The sequence below is a fragment of the Streptomyces sp. NPDC047022 genome (assembly GCF_040644155.1).
Classification (GTDB): Bacteria; Actinomycetota; Actinomycetes; order Streptomycetales; family Streptomycetaceae; genus Streptomyces.
Genome location: NZ_JBEYVV010000001.1, coordinates 34,422 through 48,994, shown reverse-complemented (window position 1 = coordinate 48,994; position 14,573 = coordinate 34,422). Strand labels below are relative to the sequence as shown.

Genomic DNA, 14,573 nt, shown 5'->3' with positions numbered 1-14,573 from the left:
GTCGTGCTCGGAGCGTCCGGGCACAGAGGGGCTGAGCACAGGGTTCTCGTGTGCTCAGACGGTCTCGCGGACCGCGCGGGCGAGGACGCTCATGCCCTCGTCCAGCTCGTCGGCGGTGATGGTGAGGGCGGGAAGCAACTTGACGACCTCGCTCTCGGGACCCGAGGTCTCCACGAGCAGCCCGAGGTCGAAGGCGCGGCGGGCGATCCGCCCGGCGCGGCTCTTGTCGTGGAACTCGAGGCCCCACACCAGCCCGCGTCCGCGGTACTCCTTGACGTCGGCGAGGTTCTCCTCGGTGATCGAGATCAGCTGCTGTTCGAGCTGCTCGCCGCGCGCCCGCGTCTGCTTCTCCATCGCGGCCCCGTCGGCCCAGTACGTCTCCAGCGCGGCGGTGGCGGTGACGAACGCGGGGTTGTTGCCGCGGAAGGTGCCGTTGTGCTCGCCGGGCTCCCAGAGGTCCAGCTCGGGCTTGAACAGGCACAGCGACATGGGCAGTCCGTAGCCGCTGATGGACTTGGACACGGTGACGATGTCCGGCACGATCCCGGCCTCCTCGAAGGAGAAGAACGCGCCGGTACGTCCGCAGCCCATCTGGATGTCGTCGACGATCAGCAGCATGTCGCGGCGTTCGCACAGATCGGCGAGCGCGCGCAGCCACTCGGGACGGGCGACGTTGATGCCGCCCTCGCCCTGCACGGTCTCCACGATGACGGCCGCGGGCCGGTTGAGTCCGGATCCCTGGTCCTCCAGGAGCCGCTCGAACCACAGGAAGTCCTGGACCTTGCCGTCCAGATAGTGGTCGAAGGGCATGGGCGTCCCGTGCACCAGCGGGATTCCGGCGCCGGCCCGCTTGAAGGCGTTGCCGGTGACGGCGAGGGAGCCCAGGGACATGCCGTGGAAGGCGTTGGTGAAGGACACGATGGCCTCGCGTCCCTTCACCTTCCGGGCCAGCTTGAGGGCGGACTCGACGGCGTTGGTGCCGGTGGGCCCGGGGAACATGACCTTGTACGGCAGATCGCGGGGCCGCAGGACGTGGTCCTGGAAGGTCTGCAGGAAGGTGCGTTTGGCCGTGGTGGACATGTCCAGGCCGTGCGTGACGCCGTCCCGCTCCAGGTAGTCGATCAACGCACGTTTGAGTACGGGGTTGTTGTGGCCGTAATTGAGGGATCCGGCGCCGGCGAAGAAGTCGAGGTATTCGTGGCCGTCCTCGTCGTACATGCGGCTGCCGTGCGCGCGGTCGAAGACGGTGGGCCAGCCGCGGCAGTAACTGCGCACCTCCGACTCCAGGGTCTCGAAGACGCTGAGGTCGGGCTGGGTGATGGTCACGGCGAAAACGCTCCTCGGTGGTGGGGGAGGGAGGTCGTGCGTGGAGATCGGGCGGATCGGGTGGATCGGGTGGATCAGGCGGCGAGGGGACCGATGCGGTACAGGACCTCGGGGTCGTGCGGCCCGTCGGGGAACTGGCGCGTCTCGAAGAGGACCTCGCGGTCCACGGCCGCGCCATGGCGCCGGGCGTACGACAGGAACAGACGCTCGGAAGCGGTGTTGCCGGGGGTGATCGTCGTCTCGACCCCGGTCACCCCGTGCTGCTGCACGACCCGCGCCGTGAGCCCGTCGAGCAGTCGCGCCGCCAGGCCCTGCCCGCGGTGGGAGGCGTCGACGGCCACCTGCCAGACCAGGAGGGTGCGTGGACGGTCGGGCCGCAGGTACGCGGTGACGAACCCGACGGGCTGTCCGTCGGACTCGGCGCGTACCACGGCCGTGGTGTCCGCGAAGTCACGGCACCACAGCAGATAGCTGTAGGACGAGTTCAGGTCGAGGGTTCTGGAGTTCTTGGCGATACGCCAGAGCGCGGCACCGTCCGCCACGTCCGGACGGTCGATCCGCAGCCCGTCCGGCATTTCCAGGAATTCCGGTTGCAGGTCTGCTTGTGCGGCGGTCATGCGGATTGAATTTACCCATGGAAATTCTAAAATGCATCGCCCTGCGGGGTTACGGAATGGCAGCCCATGTGTTATCACGCGAGCGCGTGCGTCTGCGTGAGAGGGAGATGATTAGTCCATGCATGACCGAAAAATCCGGCACAAAAGGGCGACGGTGTGGAGTCGATCACACCCCGGAGATCCTCACAGATCTGTCCGAATTGCATCGGTTGGTGTTCGCAGAATCTTTGCGTTTAGGTCCAGAGGAAGCGGGCAGAAGGATATGGGAAGCTGCCCTGAGGGGAATTCGATAATTGCACGGAAGGGGCTCGCGGGTAAATGCCGATTTCGGATGTCGGTCACTTTGCCGGAGCCTCCTCCGGTGGACGGCAGCTCCGGACCTGCTCGGCGCGCCGTCCTGGGGTGCGCCTTCGGTGGCGCCGTCCCGGCGCCCCGCTCCGTCGGGGGAGTCCGGGTGCCGGGCGTCTCCGGTCGGCCATCGTGTCAGTGGTTTCTGAGGTGTAAGCGGCTCTCGATCATGGGATTGGTTTGAGAGGCTCAAACCTTTCCTTATAATCGGAACTCACAGTTCCCCCACAGAGAGGTCCACCCCCGTGAACACCCTCCTCGGACGCCGGGCGCGCGTCCTGGCCGCCGCTACCACGATGGCCGGCGTGGTGCTCGTGGCCGGCTGCACCTCGACCGGCGGCGGCAGCGCCGGCAAGTCCGCCGCGGGCGGGGTGCGACTCGCCAGGGCGGGGCAGCTCACCACCTGCACGCACCTGCCCTACCCTCCCTTCCAGTCCGAGATCGACGGCAAGGTGCAGGGCTTCGACGTCTCGCTGATCGACCTGGTCGCCAAGGACCTCGGGGTGAAGCAGCAGATCCTCGACACGCCCTTCGAGAACTTCAAGACCGGCGCGTTCCTCAACTCCGGCGAGTGCGATGTCGCCGCCGCCGGCATGACCATCACCGCCGAGCGTGCGAAGCACGTCGACTTCTCCGCCCCGTACTTCGACGCCACACAGGCCGTCCTGGTCGGCAGGAAGAGCGGGATCACGTCGCTGGCCGGTCTCAAGGCCAAGGGCGGGAAGCTGGGCGCCCAGGCACAGACCACCGGTGAGGACTACGCGAAGAAGCAGGGCTTCGACCCCATCTCCTTCGAGTCGTCCGACGCCGTGATCAACGGCCTGCGCACGAGCCAGGTCCAGGCGGTCATCATCGACTACCCGGTGGCGCAGGGCTGGCTGAAGGACAAGGCCAACGCCGACGCTTTCAGGCTGGCCGGCAACCTCAACACCGGTGAGCAGTACGGCTTCACGGTGAAGAAGGGCAACAGCAAACTCCTGGCGGCGATCGACAAGGCCCTCAAGGACGCCAAGGCGGACGGCACGTACAAGAAGCTGTACGAGAAGTGGATCGGCCCGTACAGCCCGTCGGCCGCATCGCCCGCCGCGTCATGAGCGGTGCCCTCGGCACGGATACGGATACGGCCGGGCGCGAGGTCCAGCCCCGCCGGAAGGGCCTGACCCGGCGCCGGCGGCGGCGGCTTTCGCGGGGCACGCAGTACGCCGTCTTCGTGGCCGCCGTGATCGCCCTCGCGGTCACGGCGGACTGGGGACGGCTCCAGAACCAGTTCGCGCAGGCTGACATCGCCCGGCAGATGTTCCCGGACGTCATCACACAGGCGCTGAAGAACACCGTGCTCTACACCCTGTCCGGCTTCGCCGTCGGCCTCGCGCTCGGTATCGTCCTCGCCCTGATGCGGCTGTCCTCCGTGGGCCCGTACCGCTGGATCGCCGGCGTCTACATCGAGATCTTCCGAGGCCTGCCCGCCCTGCTGATCTTCATCTTCATCGGCGTCGCGGTACCGCTGGCCTTCCCCGGCACGGAGATCGTGGGCGGCACCTACGGCAAGGCGGCCCTCGCGCTCGGTCTGGTGGGAGCCGCGTACATGGCGGAGACCTTCCGCGCCGGTATCCAGGCGGTGCCCAAGGGGCAGACGGAGGCGGCCCGTTCGCTGGGCTTCTCGCCCGCCCGGGCCATGGTGTCCATCGTCATCCCGCAGGCGTTCCGGATCATCCTCCCGCCCCTCACCAACGAGTTCGTCCAGCTCTTCAAGGACTCCTCACTGGTGCTGGTGCTCGGCGTCACACTGGAGGAGCGCGAACTGTCGAAGTTCGGACGCGACCTGGCCAGCACCACCGCCAACTCCACTCCGATCCTGGTCGCAGGACTGTGCTACCTGCTGGTCACGATCCCGCTCGGTTTCGTCGTACGCCGCCTGGAGGCGAAGGCCAGGGAGGCCGTCAAGTGAGCAGTCCCAGTACGAGTTCCGGCCCTGTCCCCGGGTCCGCTTCCGCCGAGATCCGCATCCATGACCTGCACAAGTCCTTCGGCGGCAACGAGGTGCTGCGCGGCATCGACCTCGAGATCGGCCGGGGAGAGGTCGTCTGTGTCATCGGCCCGTCCGGCTCCGGCAAGTCGACCCTGCTGCGCTGTGTGAACCTCCTGGAGGAGCCCACCAGGGGACAGGTCTTCGTCGGCGGCGCGGAAGTGACCGACCCTGACGTGGACATCGATGCCGTACGCCGCCGTATCGGCATGGTCTTCCAGCAGTTCAACCTCTTCCCGCACCTCACGGTGACCGAGAACCTCACGCTGCCGCAGCGCCGGGTCCTCGGGCGGGACAAGGCACGGGCCGCGCGGGTCGCCGCCGAGAACCTGGCGCGCGTGGGGCTCGCCGAGAAGGCGGACGCCTTTCCCTCCGCGCTCTCCGGCGGACAGCAGCAGCGGGTGGCCATCGCGCGGGCGCTCGCCATGGGCCCGGAGGTGATGCTGTTCGACGAGCCGACCTCCGCGCTCGACCCCGAGCTCGTGGGGGATGTGCTGGGCGTGATGCGGATGCTGGCCGACTCCGGGATGACGATGATGGTCGTCACTCATGAGATGAGCTTCGCCCGTGAGGTGGCCGACCGCGTCGTGTTCATGGACGAGGGGGTGATCCTTGAGCAGGGCACGCCTGGGCAGGTGATCGGCGATCCCCGCAATGAGCGGACACGGCACTTCCTGTCCCGGGTGCTCGATCCTGCGGGGGCGCCCTAGAAGGACACGGCCCCCGCGCCGTGCGGCCTGCCGGGGGCACTAATGTGCGGGGCATGAGTGAGCGTGCGGTGTTGCATGTGAAGGGGCGGGTGCTCGTCGGGGCGGAGGAGGTGCGGGATGAGCTGTGGGTGGTCGACGGGCGCGTCTCCTACGACCGTCCGTCCGGTGCCCGGGACGTCCGTACCGTGGAGGGCTGGGTGCTGCCCGGGCTCGTGGACGCCCACTGCCATGTCGGTCTCGACGCCCATGGCCCGGTGCCCGACGACGTCTCCGAGAAGCAGGCGCTGACCGACCGCGACGCCGGCACCCTGCTGATCCGTGACGCGGGCTCCCCGTCCGACACACGCTGGATCGACGACCGCGACGACCTGCCGAAGATCATCAGGGCCGGCCGGCACATCGCGCGCACCCGCCGTTATGTCCGCGACTACGCCTGGGAAGTGGAGCCCGAGGACCTGGTCGCCCACGTGGCCCAGGAGGCGCGGCGCGGCGACGGCTGGGTCAAGCTGGTCGGTGACTGGATCGACCGTGAGGCGGGGGACCTGTCCGCCTGCTGGCCGCGTGACGCGGTCGGGGCGGCGATCGCCGAGGCGCACCGCCTGGGCGCACGCGTCACCGCACACTGCTTCGCCGAGGACTCGCTGCGCGACCTGGTCGAGGCGGGCATCGACTGCATCGAGCACGCCACGGGGCTGACGGAGGAGACGATCCCGCTGTTCGCGGAGCGGGGCGTGGCGATCGTCCCGACCCTGGTGAACATCGCGACCTTCCCGAGGCTCGCCGACGGCGGCGAGACGAAGTACCCGCGCTGGTCGGCCCATATGCGGCGGCTGCACGAGCGGCGCTACGGCACCGTGCGCGCCGCGTACGACGCCGGTATCCCGGTGTATGTGGGGACCGACGCCGGCGGTTCGCTGCCCCACGGCCTGGTGGCGGCCGAGGTGGCGGAACTGGTGACCGCCGGCCTTCCGCCGCTGGCGGCGCTGTCGGCGACCGCCTGGGGTGCCCGCCGGTGGCTCGGCAGGCCCGGACTCGAGGAAGGGGCGCCCGCCGACCTCGTGGTGTACGAGGCGGATCCGCGCGCCGACGTACGCGTCCTGGCGGCGCCGCTGCGTGTGGTGGTGAACGGACGGGTGGCCGCATAGGCGCTGCTCCGGGCGCCCCCGTCGCGCTCCCCGATGTGGGGGATGTGGCGGCGACCCCAGGGAACAAGCGTGCCGCGAGTTTCGAAGATCCTTGCGGGAAAGCCACTATGGAGTGAAGTAACCCCGTGTTGCTGACGGTTCACTCCGGGTGCGTAATCCTTTCCGGGTCCCGAGCTTGTCTTCCCTGGGGGTCCCACCACCATGAACGGCACTACCTTCCGCATGCCCGCACGCCGGCTGACCACCGTCGCGCTGGCCACCGCCCTGGCCGCAGGCCCCGCCGCACTGGCCGGGGCGGGTCCGGCCGCCGCGACCGGCGACCACGGCAGCGCGAGCGCCTTCGTCCTGCGCACCGGGCTCGATGTGTCCCTGGTCAACAAGACGCTGAACGTCCCGCTCGCGGTCTCCCTCAACGCGGTCCAGGCACCGAGGAGCGCTCAGGAGACCGCGCTGTCGGCCCAGTTGGACGGGGTGGCGGGCGGGCACCCCTTCGATGTGGTGCGAGCGGAAGCCGCCGACGCGAAGGCGACGGTCTCCTCGAACGGCGCGGAGGCCTCCACGAGCCTCGCGCACGCACGCGTCCACCTTCCCGGACTGCCCATGCTGTCCCTGATCGAGGTGGAGGGCGTCACCTCCAAGGCGGTGTGCGCGCCCGGGAAGAGGCCGGTCGCCACGGCGAACCTGCTGGGCGCCGTGACCATTCTCGGACGCAAGGTCACCGCCACGGCGGGCGGTCCCACCGATGTGAAGGTCCCCGGCGTCGGTGAGGTGAGGGCGGAGGTGTCACCGACGCGGGTGTCCTCGCGCACGGCGGCGGCGTCCGCCCTGGTGCTCACGGTGTCCGTGAACCCGCTGAACCTGAACGTCGCGGAGGTCAAGGGCACGGTGACGCTTGCGAGCGCCAGTTGCGGGGCGCCCGCCGGATCCGGCACGCCGGGTCCGGGGACGGCGGCCACCGAGCCGGACGTCAAGCCGCAGGGCGCCCCGGCGAAGGCGGCGGGCGCCCCGGCCAAGGCGGCGGATGCCCCGGCGAAGTCCCATGACCTGGCGGAGACCGGGGGCAGCTCGGCCACCCCGTACATCGTGGCCGGGGCGATCGCGCTGCTCGCGGTCGGTGGCGGGGCCATCGGGGTGGCACGCCGCCGCCGGGGCTGACCGCACGGTGGCCCCGCCGGGCAAGTGACTCACCGCCCCGGCGCCCCACCGGGTGGGAGCGGCTCGGCTCATGGCCCGGCCAGTGTCACCGCCTGGTCCAGAGCCTGAAGGAAGCGGTTCGTCGTCGCGCGGTCCCGGACTGCGAACCGCAGCCACTCCTCGCCCAGGCCCGGGAAGGTGTCCCCGCGCCGTACCGCGAACCCGAGATTCCTCAGATGGCGGCGCACGGACACCGCCCGTTCCAGGCGGACGAGCACGAACGGACCCTCCGCGGGCTCGGCCACATCCAGCCCGTCGGGACCGAACTCCCGCAGACCCGCCACGAGATGCGCCCGGTCCGCCGTCACCCGGTGGGCCGCGTGCGCGGCCTCCGCCAGCGCCCGGGGCGACACACACGCCTGTGCCGCCACGAGCGCGGGCGTGGACACCGGCCACAGCGGCTGCGCCCGCTCCAGCCCGGCGATCGTCTCGGGGGCGGCCAGGACATAGCCGATCCGCAGACCCGCGAGCCCCCAGGTCTTGGTCAGGCTGCGCAGGACCACGAGCCCGGGCACGTCCGTGACGGACGCCAGCGCCTCACGCTCTCCCGGCACCGCGTCCATGAACGCCTCGTCGACGACCAGCGTCCGGCCCGGGCGGGCCAGCTCGGTGATCGCGGACGCGGGGTGCAGGACCGACGTCGGGTTCGTCGGATTGCCGATCACCACCAGGTCCGCGTCCTCGGGAACCCGCGCCGGATCCAGCCGGAATCCGTCCGAGGGCCCCAGCAGCACCCGGTCCACCGCGTGCCCCGCATCACGCAGCGCCGCCTCCGGCTCCGTGAACTGTGGGTGCACCACGACCGCCCGGCGCACCTTCAGCGCCCGCGCGAGCAGCACGAACGCCTCGGCCGCGCCGGCCGTCAGCAGCACACGCTCGGGTGGAAGACCGTGCCGCGCCGCGACCGCCGCCCGAGCGGCCCGCCCGTCGGGATAGGCCGCGAGCCCGCCGAGCGAGTCCGCGATCACCTCGCGCAGCCACGCGGGGGGCGTGTCCGCGCGCACGTTCACGGCGAGATCGGTCAGCGCCGCACCGTCGTCACGGACCTCGGCGTCCCCGTGGTGGCGCAGATCGTGCCGCCCGTCGTGTTCAGTGCGCATGGGAGTGCGAGTGCCCACCGTGATGATGCCCATGGCCGTTGCCGTTGCCGTTGCCGTTGCCGTGGCCGTTGCCGTGGTCGTGGCCGTCGTCGTCCGGGTGGAAGTGCGGCTGCTGCGGCAGCCCCACCTTGTCCTCGAAGCCCGGCAGAGCGATCCGGTACACGCACGAGTCGCAGTTCATCCGCAGATCGCCCTTCACCGCCTCCTCGTACCGCTCCATGACCAGGTCCAGGAGTTCCGGCTCAGGACCGATGACGTCCGCGCACCGCACCTCTGTCTCCGGGTGCGCCGCCGCCCAGTCCCGCGACTGCTGCCGCACCCGGTCCGGCAGGATGCCCGTGAACAGGAAGTAGGGCAGGACGACGATCCGGCGCGCGCCGAGCCTGACGCACCGGTCGAGGCCGCTCGGCACATCGGGTGCCGCGAGCGACACGAAGGCGGTCTCCACGCCCGCGTATCCGCGCCCCTCCCACAGCAGCCGCGCCGCCTTGTACACCTCGGCGTTGGCATCCGGGTCCGTCGAGCCCCGCCCGACCAGCAGCACCGTCACCTCGCCCCGGTCCGCGTCGCCGAGCACCTCGTCCAGACGGCGCTCCAGCACGTTCAGCAGGGCCGGGTGCGGGCCCAGCGGGCGGCCGTAGGCGTACGAGATCCCCGGGTGCCGCTCCTTCTCCCGCGCGAGCGCCGCCGGGATGTCCCCCTTGGCGTGCCCGGCGGACACGAGCATCAGCGGTACCGCGGCGAAGCGGCGTACCCCGCGCTCCACCAGCTCGGTCACCGCCTCGCCCAGCGGCGGGGGAGACAGCTCGATGAAGCCGCCCGCGACGGGCAGTTCGGGACGGCGCTGCCCCAGCCGCCGTACGAAGTCGCGGAACGCCTCGGCTCCGGCCTCGTCCCGGGTGCCGTGGCCGGCGATGAGCAGGGCGGGCGGCGGGGTGGTCACGGGGTCTCCTTCGAAGTGGGGTGGTACAGCAGGGCGTTGAGCGCGGCGGCGGCGACCGCCGAACCGCCCTTCTCGGACACGTTGCTCACGGCGGGCAGTCCGCTCTCCCGCAGCGCGGCCTTGGACTCGGCCGCGCCGACGAAACCGACCGGCAGACCGATCACCAGCGCGGGCGAGGCGTCCAGTCGCAGCAGTTCCTCCAGGGCGGTCGGGGCGCAGCCGATCGCCCACAGCGCCCCGGGGCCGACGTCCTCGTACGCCAGCCGCATCGCGTGCGCCGAACGCGTCAGGCCGGGCCCGGCCACGGCGTCCTTGAGGCGGCAGACGGTCTCGCGCCGGGTGATCCCTGCGGCCACCATCTCCACGTCCACGACCACCGGCGCGCCCCCGTGCAGCGCCGCGTGCGCCTTGACCAGGTCGCTCTCGTCCATGACGAGGTCGTCCGCGTAGTCGAGGTCGGCGGCGGAGTGGATGACCCGCTCCACCACCGCCCGTGTCAGCGGCGGGAAGTGCGAGGTGTCCAGGCGGGAGCGCAGCCGCCGGAAGGACTCCTGCTCGATCGGGTGGATCACACGGTTCACTTCGGTTCCTCCTGCCAGCGGTAGCCGCGCGGTGTCACCATGCGCCCCGCGATGTCACGGGTCGCCGTGTTGCCCACGGTCACGACGGTCATCATGTCGACCGTCGCCGGGTCGAGCGCGGCCAAGGTCGTCACCCGGCTGGACTCGTCCGGCCGCGACGCGTTCCGTACGACACCGACCGGTGTGCCCGGCGCCCGGTGCCCGGCGAGGATCGACAGCGCCTTCGGCAGCTGCCAGTCACGGCCCCGGCTGCGGGGGTTGTAGAAGGTCACGACCAGGTCGGACTCGGCCGCGGCCATCACACGCCGCTCGATGACCTCCCAGGGCGTGTGCAGATCGGACAGGCTGATCGACACATGGTCGTGGCCCAGCGGGGCGCCGAGGATCGCGCCCGCCGCGAGCGCGGCCGTGACACCGGGCACCCCGACCACGTCGATGTCGTCGGACGCCTCGGCCAGCGCCGGGGACGCCATCGCGTACACACCGGCGTCGCCGCTGCCGATCAGCGCCACGGCATGCCCCTTGCGAGCCTCGGCCACCGCCGTGCGTGCCCGCTCCTCCTCGGCACCGAGCCCCGACTCCAGGACCCGGGTGCCGGGCCGCAGCAGATCGCGGATCTGGTCCACGTACTGGTCGAGCCCGACCAGCACGGACGCACGCCGCAACTCGTCCCGCGCACGCGGCGTCACCAGGTCCCGGGCACCCGGCCCGAGCCCCACGACGGCCAGGCGCCCGCGCCCCGGACGGCGTACGACGGCACAGGTCGCCATCGCGGGAGACGCGGCCGACTTCCGCTTCGGCACGAGCAGTTCACCGCCTCGCACGAGCGCCGCCGCCTCCGCCACCGACGGAGTGCCGACCGCGGCCAGCGGCGCATCGGACGGATTGGGCACCTCCACCCGCGCCAACTCGTCGGCGGGGTACGTCACCACGGGCACCCCGAGGCGCCGCGCCGCCTCCACGATGCCCGGTTCGCCGGCCTTGGCGTCGACGGTGGCGAGTTCGGCGAGCGAGAGCGCGCAGAGCCCGGCGTCCCGCAGGGCTCCTTCCACCAGCTCCAGCACCTCCTCCACGGGAGCACCCTTGGAGGCGCCGACGCCGGCCACCAGCGACGGCGGACGCAAGAGCACCTCCCGCTCACCCGGCTCCACGGCCCGGTCCGTCACCCGGATCGAGTACGCCCCATCCGCCGCTGTCGGCAGCGGAGGAAGCGGCCAGGGCACCTCGGCCTCCAGGGCCACGGATTCACCGTCCAGCAGGGCCCGCGACACCGCGGCGAGGGCCCCCTCGTACGGCAGTCCGAGCGTGTCGAGACCCGGCAGCCCCACGGCGTCCGTCGCCGTCGTCACCACCGGCTCGGCCCCCAGCAGCGCGCCCACCTCACGCGCGAGTCCATTGGCCCCGCCGCCGTGTCCGCCGACCAGCGACACCGCGAACCGGCCGCCCTCGTCCACGCACACCACGCCCGGGTCGGACGTCTTCTCACCCAGCAGTGGGGCGATGAGACGTACGACGGCGCCCGTCGCCAGGAAGCAAACCAGCTGCTCGCACTCCGCGAACGCGGCCCGTACGGCCTCCCCGACGGGCCCTTCGTACACCCTCGTGCGGTCCGGCCACGCCGCGGCCAGCCGGTCGCGCGCCGCCGTCCCCGCCGCGGTGGCGGAAATCAGGCCGATCACTGAGCAACTCCTTCGGTATGCGCCACGGGACGTGTGCCCCACAGCAGAAAGACGGGATTGGTCGCCGCGAGCCGGGTCACCTGGCCCGGCAGCGGCGCGAGCCGCGACGACTGCAGCAGCACGCCGTCACAGGAGAACCCGGCCGAGACGAGCGCCTCGCGGGCCGCCGGCACCCGGTCCAGGGCGGCCATGGCGATCACCACCGACCGCCGGGCCCGCGCCGCGCACGCGGCGACGATGGCCGGCAGCTCGCCTCCGCCGCCGCCGACGAACACCGCGTCCGGGTCGGCGAGCGAGTCCAGCACGGCCGGAGCGGCGCCGTGCACGACGTGCACGTCCACCTCGTGCGCCGCCGCGTTGGCACGGACCCGCTCCACCCCGTCCGGTGTCTTCTCCACGGCGCTGACGGCGGCGCCGAGCCGCGCGCACTCGACCGCGACCGACCCGGAGCCTGCACCGACGTCCCAGACGAGGTCCCCGGGGCGCGGCCCGAGCCGCGCCAGCGCCAGTGCGCGCACCTCGAACTTGGTGATCATCGAGTCGCGGTGAGCGAACGCACTCTCCTCCAGAGCCCACTCGGTCGGCCCGGGAGGCGGACCCGCGACCGTACGCACGGGGCCGGGGCCCAGCGCGCGCGACGCGTCGAGAGACAGGACGACGCTCACCGCCGTACCCCAGTCGCGCGCCGCCGCTTCGGCGGGCGTCACCCGCTCCACGCGTTCATGTTCCGGATCGCCCAGCGCGCTCGCCACCACGAGGATGCGCTCACCAGGGGCGTGGGCGAGCGCAGCCCCCAGCTCGGCGGGACCGGCGCCCGGCCCGGTCAGCACGGCGACCTTCGGCCGCGCCCGGCACACGTTCACCGCCGTGCGCAGATCACGCCCGTGCGCGCTCACCACGACCGCGTCGTCCCACGGCAGCCCGAGCCGCGCGAACGCGGCGGCCACCGAGGACACCCCGGGCCGCACATCGAGCCGCTCGGCGTCGAACCGTTCGGCAAGCGCCCGGACGATCCCGAAGAACCCGGGGTCCCCGGAGGCCAGCACCACGACCCGCCGTCCCTCGGCGACATACCGCTCCACCGTGTCGAGCGCGGGGGCCAGCGGCCCGAGGACGATCCGCTCGGCCTCCCGTGGCAGCACGGCGGCCTCCAGATGCCGCCGTCCGCCCACCACCAGCTCGGCCCCGGCCAGCACATCGGACGGGACAGGGAGCCCCGTACCCGTGCCCGTACCGACGACCGTGATCATGTACTCGCCCCACGGGAGCGCAGGGCCCTGCGGGCCTCGGGGTCGGCCTTGCGGTAACCGTGGAAGTGGCCCGGGTGGTACAGATGCGAGCGCGTGCCGTGCGCGTCGAGGGCCGGACCGACCAGGAACAGCGTGTGCTTCCAGAGCTTGTGTTCCTTGACGGTCGCCTCCAGCGTGCCGATCGTGCACCGCACGACCAGTTCCTCGGGCCAGGTCGCCTGGTAGGCCACCACGACCGGGGTGCCGGTCGGGTAGCCGCCCTCCAGCAGCTCCCGCACCAGCTGTCCGCTGCGGGCAGCGGACAGGAAGATCGCCATGGTGGTGCCGTGCCGGGCGAACTCCCGCACCTCCTCCCCGGGCGGCATCGGCGTCTTGCCGCCGCCGAGGCGGGTCAGCACCACGGACTGCGCGACCTCGGGGATCGTCAGTTCACGCCCGGCGAGCGCGGCCACGGCGGAGAACGCCGAGACGCCCGGGACGATCTCCGTCTCGATGCCGAGCTCCGCGCAGCGGTCGAGCTGCTCCTGTGTTCCGCCCCACAGAGCCGGGTCGCCGGAGTGGATCCGCGCGACCGTCAGACCCTCGTCGTGAGCACGCCGGTAGACGGCGACGACGTCCTCCAGGGACAGTGTGGCCGAGTCGAGGATCTCGGCGTCCTCCCGGGCGTGATCGAGGACTTCCGCCTGCACGAGGCTGGCCGCCCAGATCACGATGTCGGCCTCGGCGATGGCGCGCGCGGCGCGGAAGGTCAGCAGGTCGGCGGCGCCGGGGCCGGCGCCGACGAAGGTCACCTTGCCGGTGGTGGCATCGGCCATGGGAATCTTTCCTCTCCTACGAAAGTTTGAGCAGTGCGGAACAGCGGTGCGCAGAAGGCCGCCGGTCCTGAGTGCACAGAGATCGATTGGATAGCAAGGTCATATGGCGGTCTTCGTCGCGCTCGGCGCGTTCCTGATGACGCTGGCCGGCGGATGGACGGCACAGCGTGTGACCGATCGCCGCCATCTCGTCCTCGGCCTGGCCGGGGGACTGATGCTCGGAGTGGTCGGCCTCGACCTGCTGCCGGAGGCACTGCGCGCGGCGGGCGGCGAGGTGTTCGGCGTACCCGCGGCGCTGCTGCTGTTCGTGGCCGGCTTCCTGCTGGCCCACCTGGTGGAGCGCCTGCTGGCCGCGCGCGCCGCCGCACATGGCGCGGACGAGCACAACCACCGGGCGCCCGAGGTGGGCCTGACGGCGGCCGGGGCGATGGTGGGGCACAGCGCCATGGACGGTGTCGCGATCGGTGCCGCGTTCCAGGTGGGCGGGGGCATGGGCGCCGCGGTCGCGCTCGCGGTGATCGCGCACGACTTCGCGGACGGCTTCAACACCTACACGATCACCAGCCTGTACGGCAACGCCCGCCGCAAGGCCATCATGATGCTCGTCGCGGATGCCGCGGCACCCGTCCTGGGCGCCGCGTCCACGCTGGCGTTCACCATCCCCGAGAAGCTGCTCGGCGGCTATCTGGGGCTCTTCGGCGGAGTGCTCCTCTACCTGGCAGCCGCCGAGATCCTTCCCGAGGCGCACCACGTCCACCCCGCCCGCTCGACCCTGCTGTGCACGATCGCGGGCGCGGCGTTCATCTGGCTCGTGGTGGGCCTCGCCGGCTGATCTGCTG

The 14,573-nt window shown here is 71.7% G+C and carries 14 protein-coding genes; 6 read left to right on the top strand and 8 right to left on the bottom strand.

Annotated features, from left to right (window positions below; genetic code table 11):
• Positions 1 to 54 precede the first annotated feature (54 nt).
• Both ectB and ectA read right to left on the bottom strand, forming a co-directional pair.
• Positions 55 to 1,326 (bottom strand): diaminobutyrate--2-oxoglutarate transaminase, encoded by a 1,272-nt coding sequence (gene ectB / locus ABZ845_RS00225; protein ID WP_360971066.1) that lies wholly within the window; start codon positions 1,324 to 1,326, stop codon positions 55 to 57.
• Positions 1,327 to 1,400: 74 nt separating this feature from the next.
• Entirely contained in the window at positions 1,401 to 1,943 is a 543-nt protein-coding gene (gene ectA / locus ABZ845_RS00220; protein ID WP_360971063.1) for a diaminobutyrate acetyltransferase, read from the bottom strand.
• A gap of 593 nt (positions 1,944 to 2,536) precedes the next feature.
• On the opposite strand from ectA, the gene ABZ845_RS00215 reads away from it, so the two are divergent.
• The 5 genes from ABZ845_RS00215 to ABZ845_RS00195 all read left to right on the top strand — a co-directional run bounded on the left by ABZ845_RS00215 (position 2,537) and on the right by ABZ845_RS00195 (position 7,327).
• Positions 2,537 to 3,385: a transporter substrate-binding domain-containing protein gene (locus ABZ845_RS00215; RefSeq protein WP_360971060.1), complete on the top strand. Its 849-nt coding sequence runs from the start codon at positions 2,537 to 2,539 to the stop codon at positions 3,383 to 3,385.
• Positions 3,382 to 4,239, top strand: a complete 858-nt coding sequence (locus tag ABZ845_RS00210) for an amino acid ABC transporter permease (RefSeq protein ID WP_360972376.1) — start codon at positions 3,382 to 3,384, stop codon at positions 4,237 to 4,239. Before ABZ845_RS00215 ends, ABZ845_RS00210 begins: the two co-directional genes overlap by 4 nt.
• A 50-nt stretch (positions 4,240 to 4,289) precedes the next feature.
• Positions 4,290 to 5,027, top strand: coding sequence for an amino acid ABC transporter ATP-binding protein (locus ABZ845_RS00205; protein WP_360972374.1), 738 nt, complete (start codon positions 4,290 to 4,292; stop codon positions 5,025 to 5,027).
• 53 nt (positions 5,028 to 5,080) lie between these two features.
• Positions 5,081 to 6,172 (top strand): amidohydrolase family protein, encoded by a 1,092-nt coding sequence (locus tag ABZ845_RS00200; RefSeq protein WP_360971057.1) that lies wholly within the window; start codon positions 5,081 to 5,083, stop codon positions 6,170 to 6,172.
• Positions 6,173 to 6,373: 201 nt separating this feature from the next.
• A complete protein-coding gene (locus tag ABZ845_RS00195; protein ID WP_360971054.1) occupies positions 6,374 to 7,327 on the top strand; it encodes an SCO1860 family LAETG-anchored protein in 954 nt (317 codons plus the stop codon).
• 68 nt (positions 7,328 to 7,395) lie between these two features.
• Here ABZ845_RS00195 and cobC read toward each other — a convergent pair whose 3' ends face one another.
• Genes cobC through cobM form a run of 6 tightly spaced genes read right to left on the bottom strand, consistent with a single transcriptional unit; the run spans position 7,396 to position 13,734 of the window.
• Positions 7,396 to 8,466, bottom strand: a complete 1,071-nt coding sequence (gene cobC / locus ABZ845_RS00190) for an Rv2231c family pyridoxal phosphate-dependent protein CobC (RefSeq protein WP_360971051.1) — start codon at positions 8,464 to 8,466, stop codon at positions 7,396 to 7,398.
• Entirely contained in the window at positions 8,456 to 9,409 is a 954-nt protein-coding gene (locus tag ABZ845_RS00185) for a sirohydrochlorin chelatase (RefSeq protein ID WP_360971048.1), read from the bottom strand. The genes cobC and ABZ845_RS00185 overlap by 11 nt, the downstream gene beginning before the upstream one ends.
• Positions 9,406 to 9,990: a precorrin-8X methylmutase gene (locus tag ABZ845_RS00180; RefSeq protein WP_360971045.1), complete on the bottom strand. Its 585-nt coding sequence runs from the start codon at positions 9,988 to 9,990 to the stop codon at positions 9,406 to 9,408. Before ABZ845_RS00180 ends, ABZ845_RS00185 begins: the two co-directional genes overlap by 4 nt.
• Complete coding sequence (cobJ, locus tag ABZ845_RS00175) at positions 9,987 to 11,669, bottom strand: precorrin-3B C(17)-methyltransferase (RefSeq protein ID WP_360971042.1); 1,683 nt, start codon at positions 11,667 to 11,669, stop codon at positions 9,987 to 9,989. Before cobJ ends, ABZ845_RS00180 begins: the two co-directional genes overlap by 4 nt.
• Positions 11,666 to 12,919, bottom strand: a complete 1,254-nt coding sequence (gene cbiE / locus ABZ845_RS00170) for a precorrin-6y C5,15-methyltransferase (decarboxylating) subunit CbiE (RefSeq protein WP_360971040.1) — start codon at positions 12,917 to 12,919, stop codon at positions 11,666 to 11,668. Before cbiE ends, cobJ begins: the two co-directional genes overlap by 4 nt.
• On the bottom strand, positions 12,916 to 13,734 hold the full coding sequence (cobM, locus tag ABZ845_RS00165; protein ID WP_360971037.1) for a precorrin-4 C(11)-methyltransferase: 819 nt from the start codon (positions 13,732 to 13,734) through the stop codon (positions 12,916 to 12,918). The genes cbiE and cobM overlap by 4 nt, the downstream gene beginning before the upstream one ends.
• 103 nt (positions 13,735 to 13,837) lie before the next feature.
• Here cobM and ABZ845_RS00160 point away from each other — a divergent pair, with 103 nt between their 5' ends.
• A complete protein-coding gene (locus ABZ845_RS00160) occupies positions 13,838 to 14,566 on the top strand; it encodes a ZIP family metal transporter (protein ID WP_360971034.1) in 729 nt (242 codons plus the stop codon).
• The last annotated feature ends 7 nt before the right edge of the window (positions 14,567 to 14,573 follow it).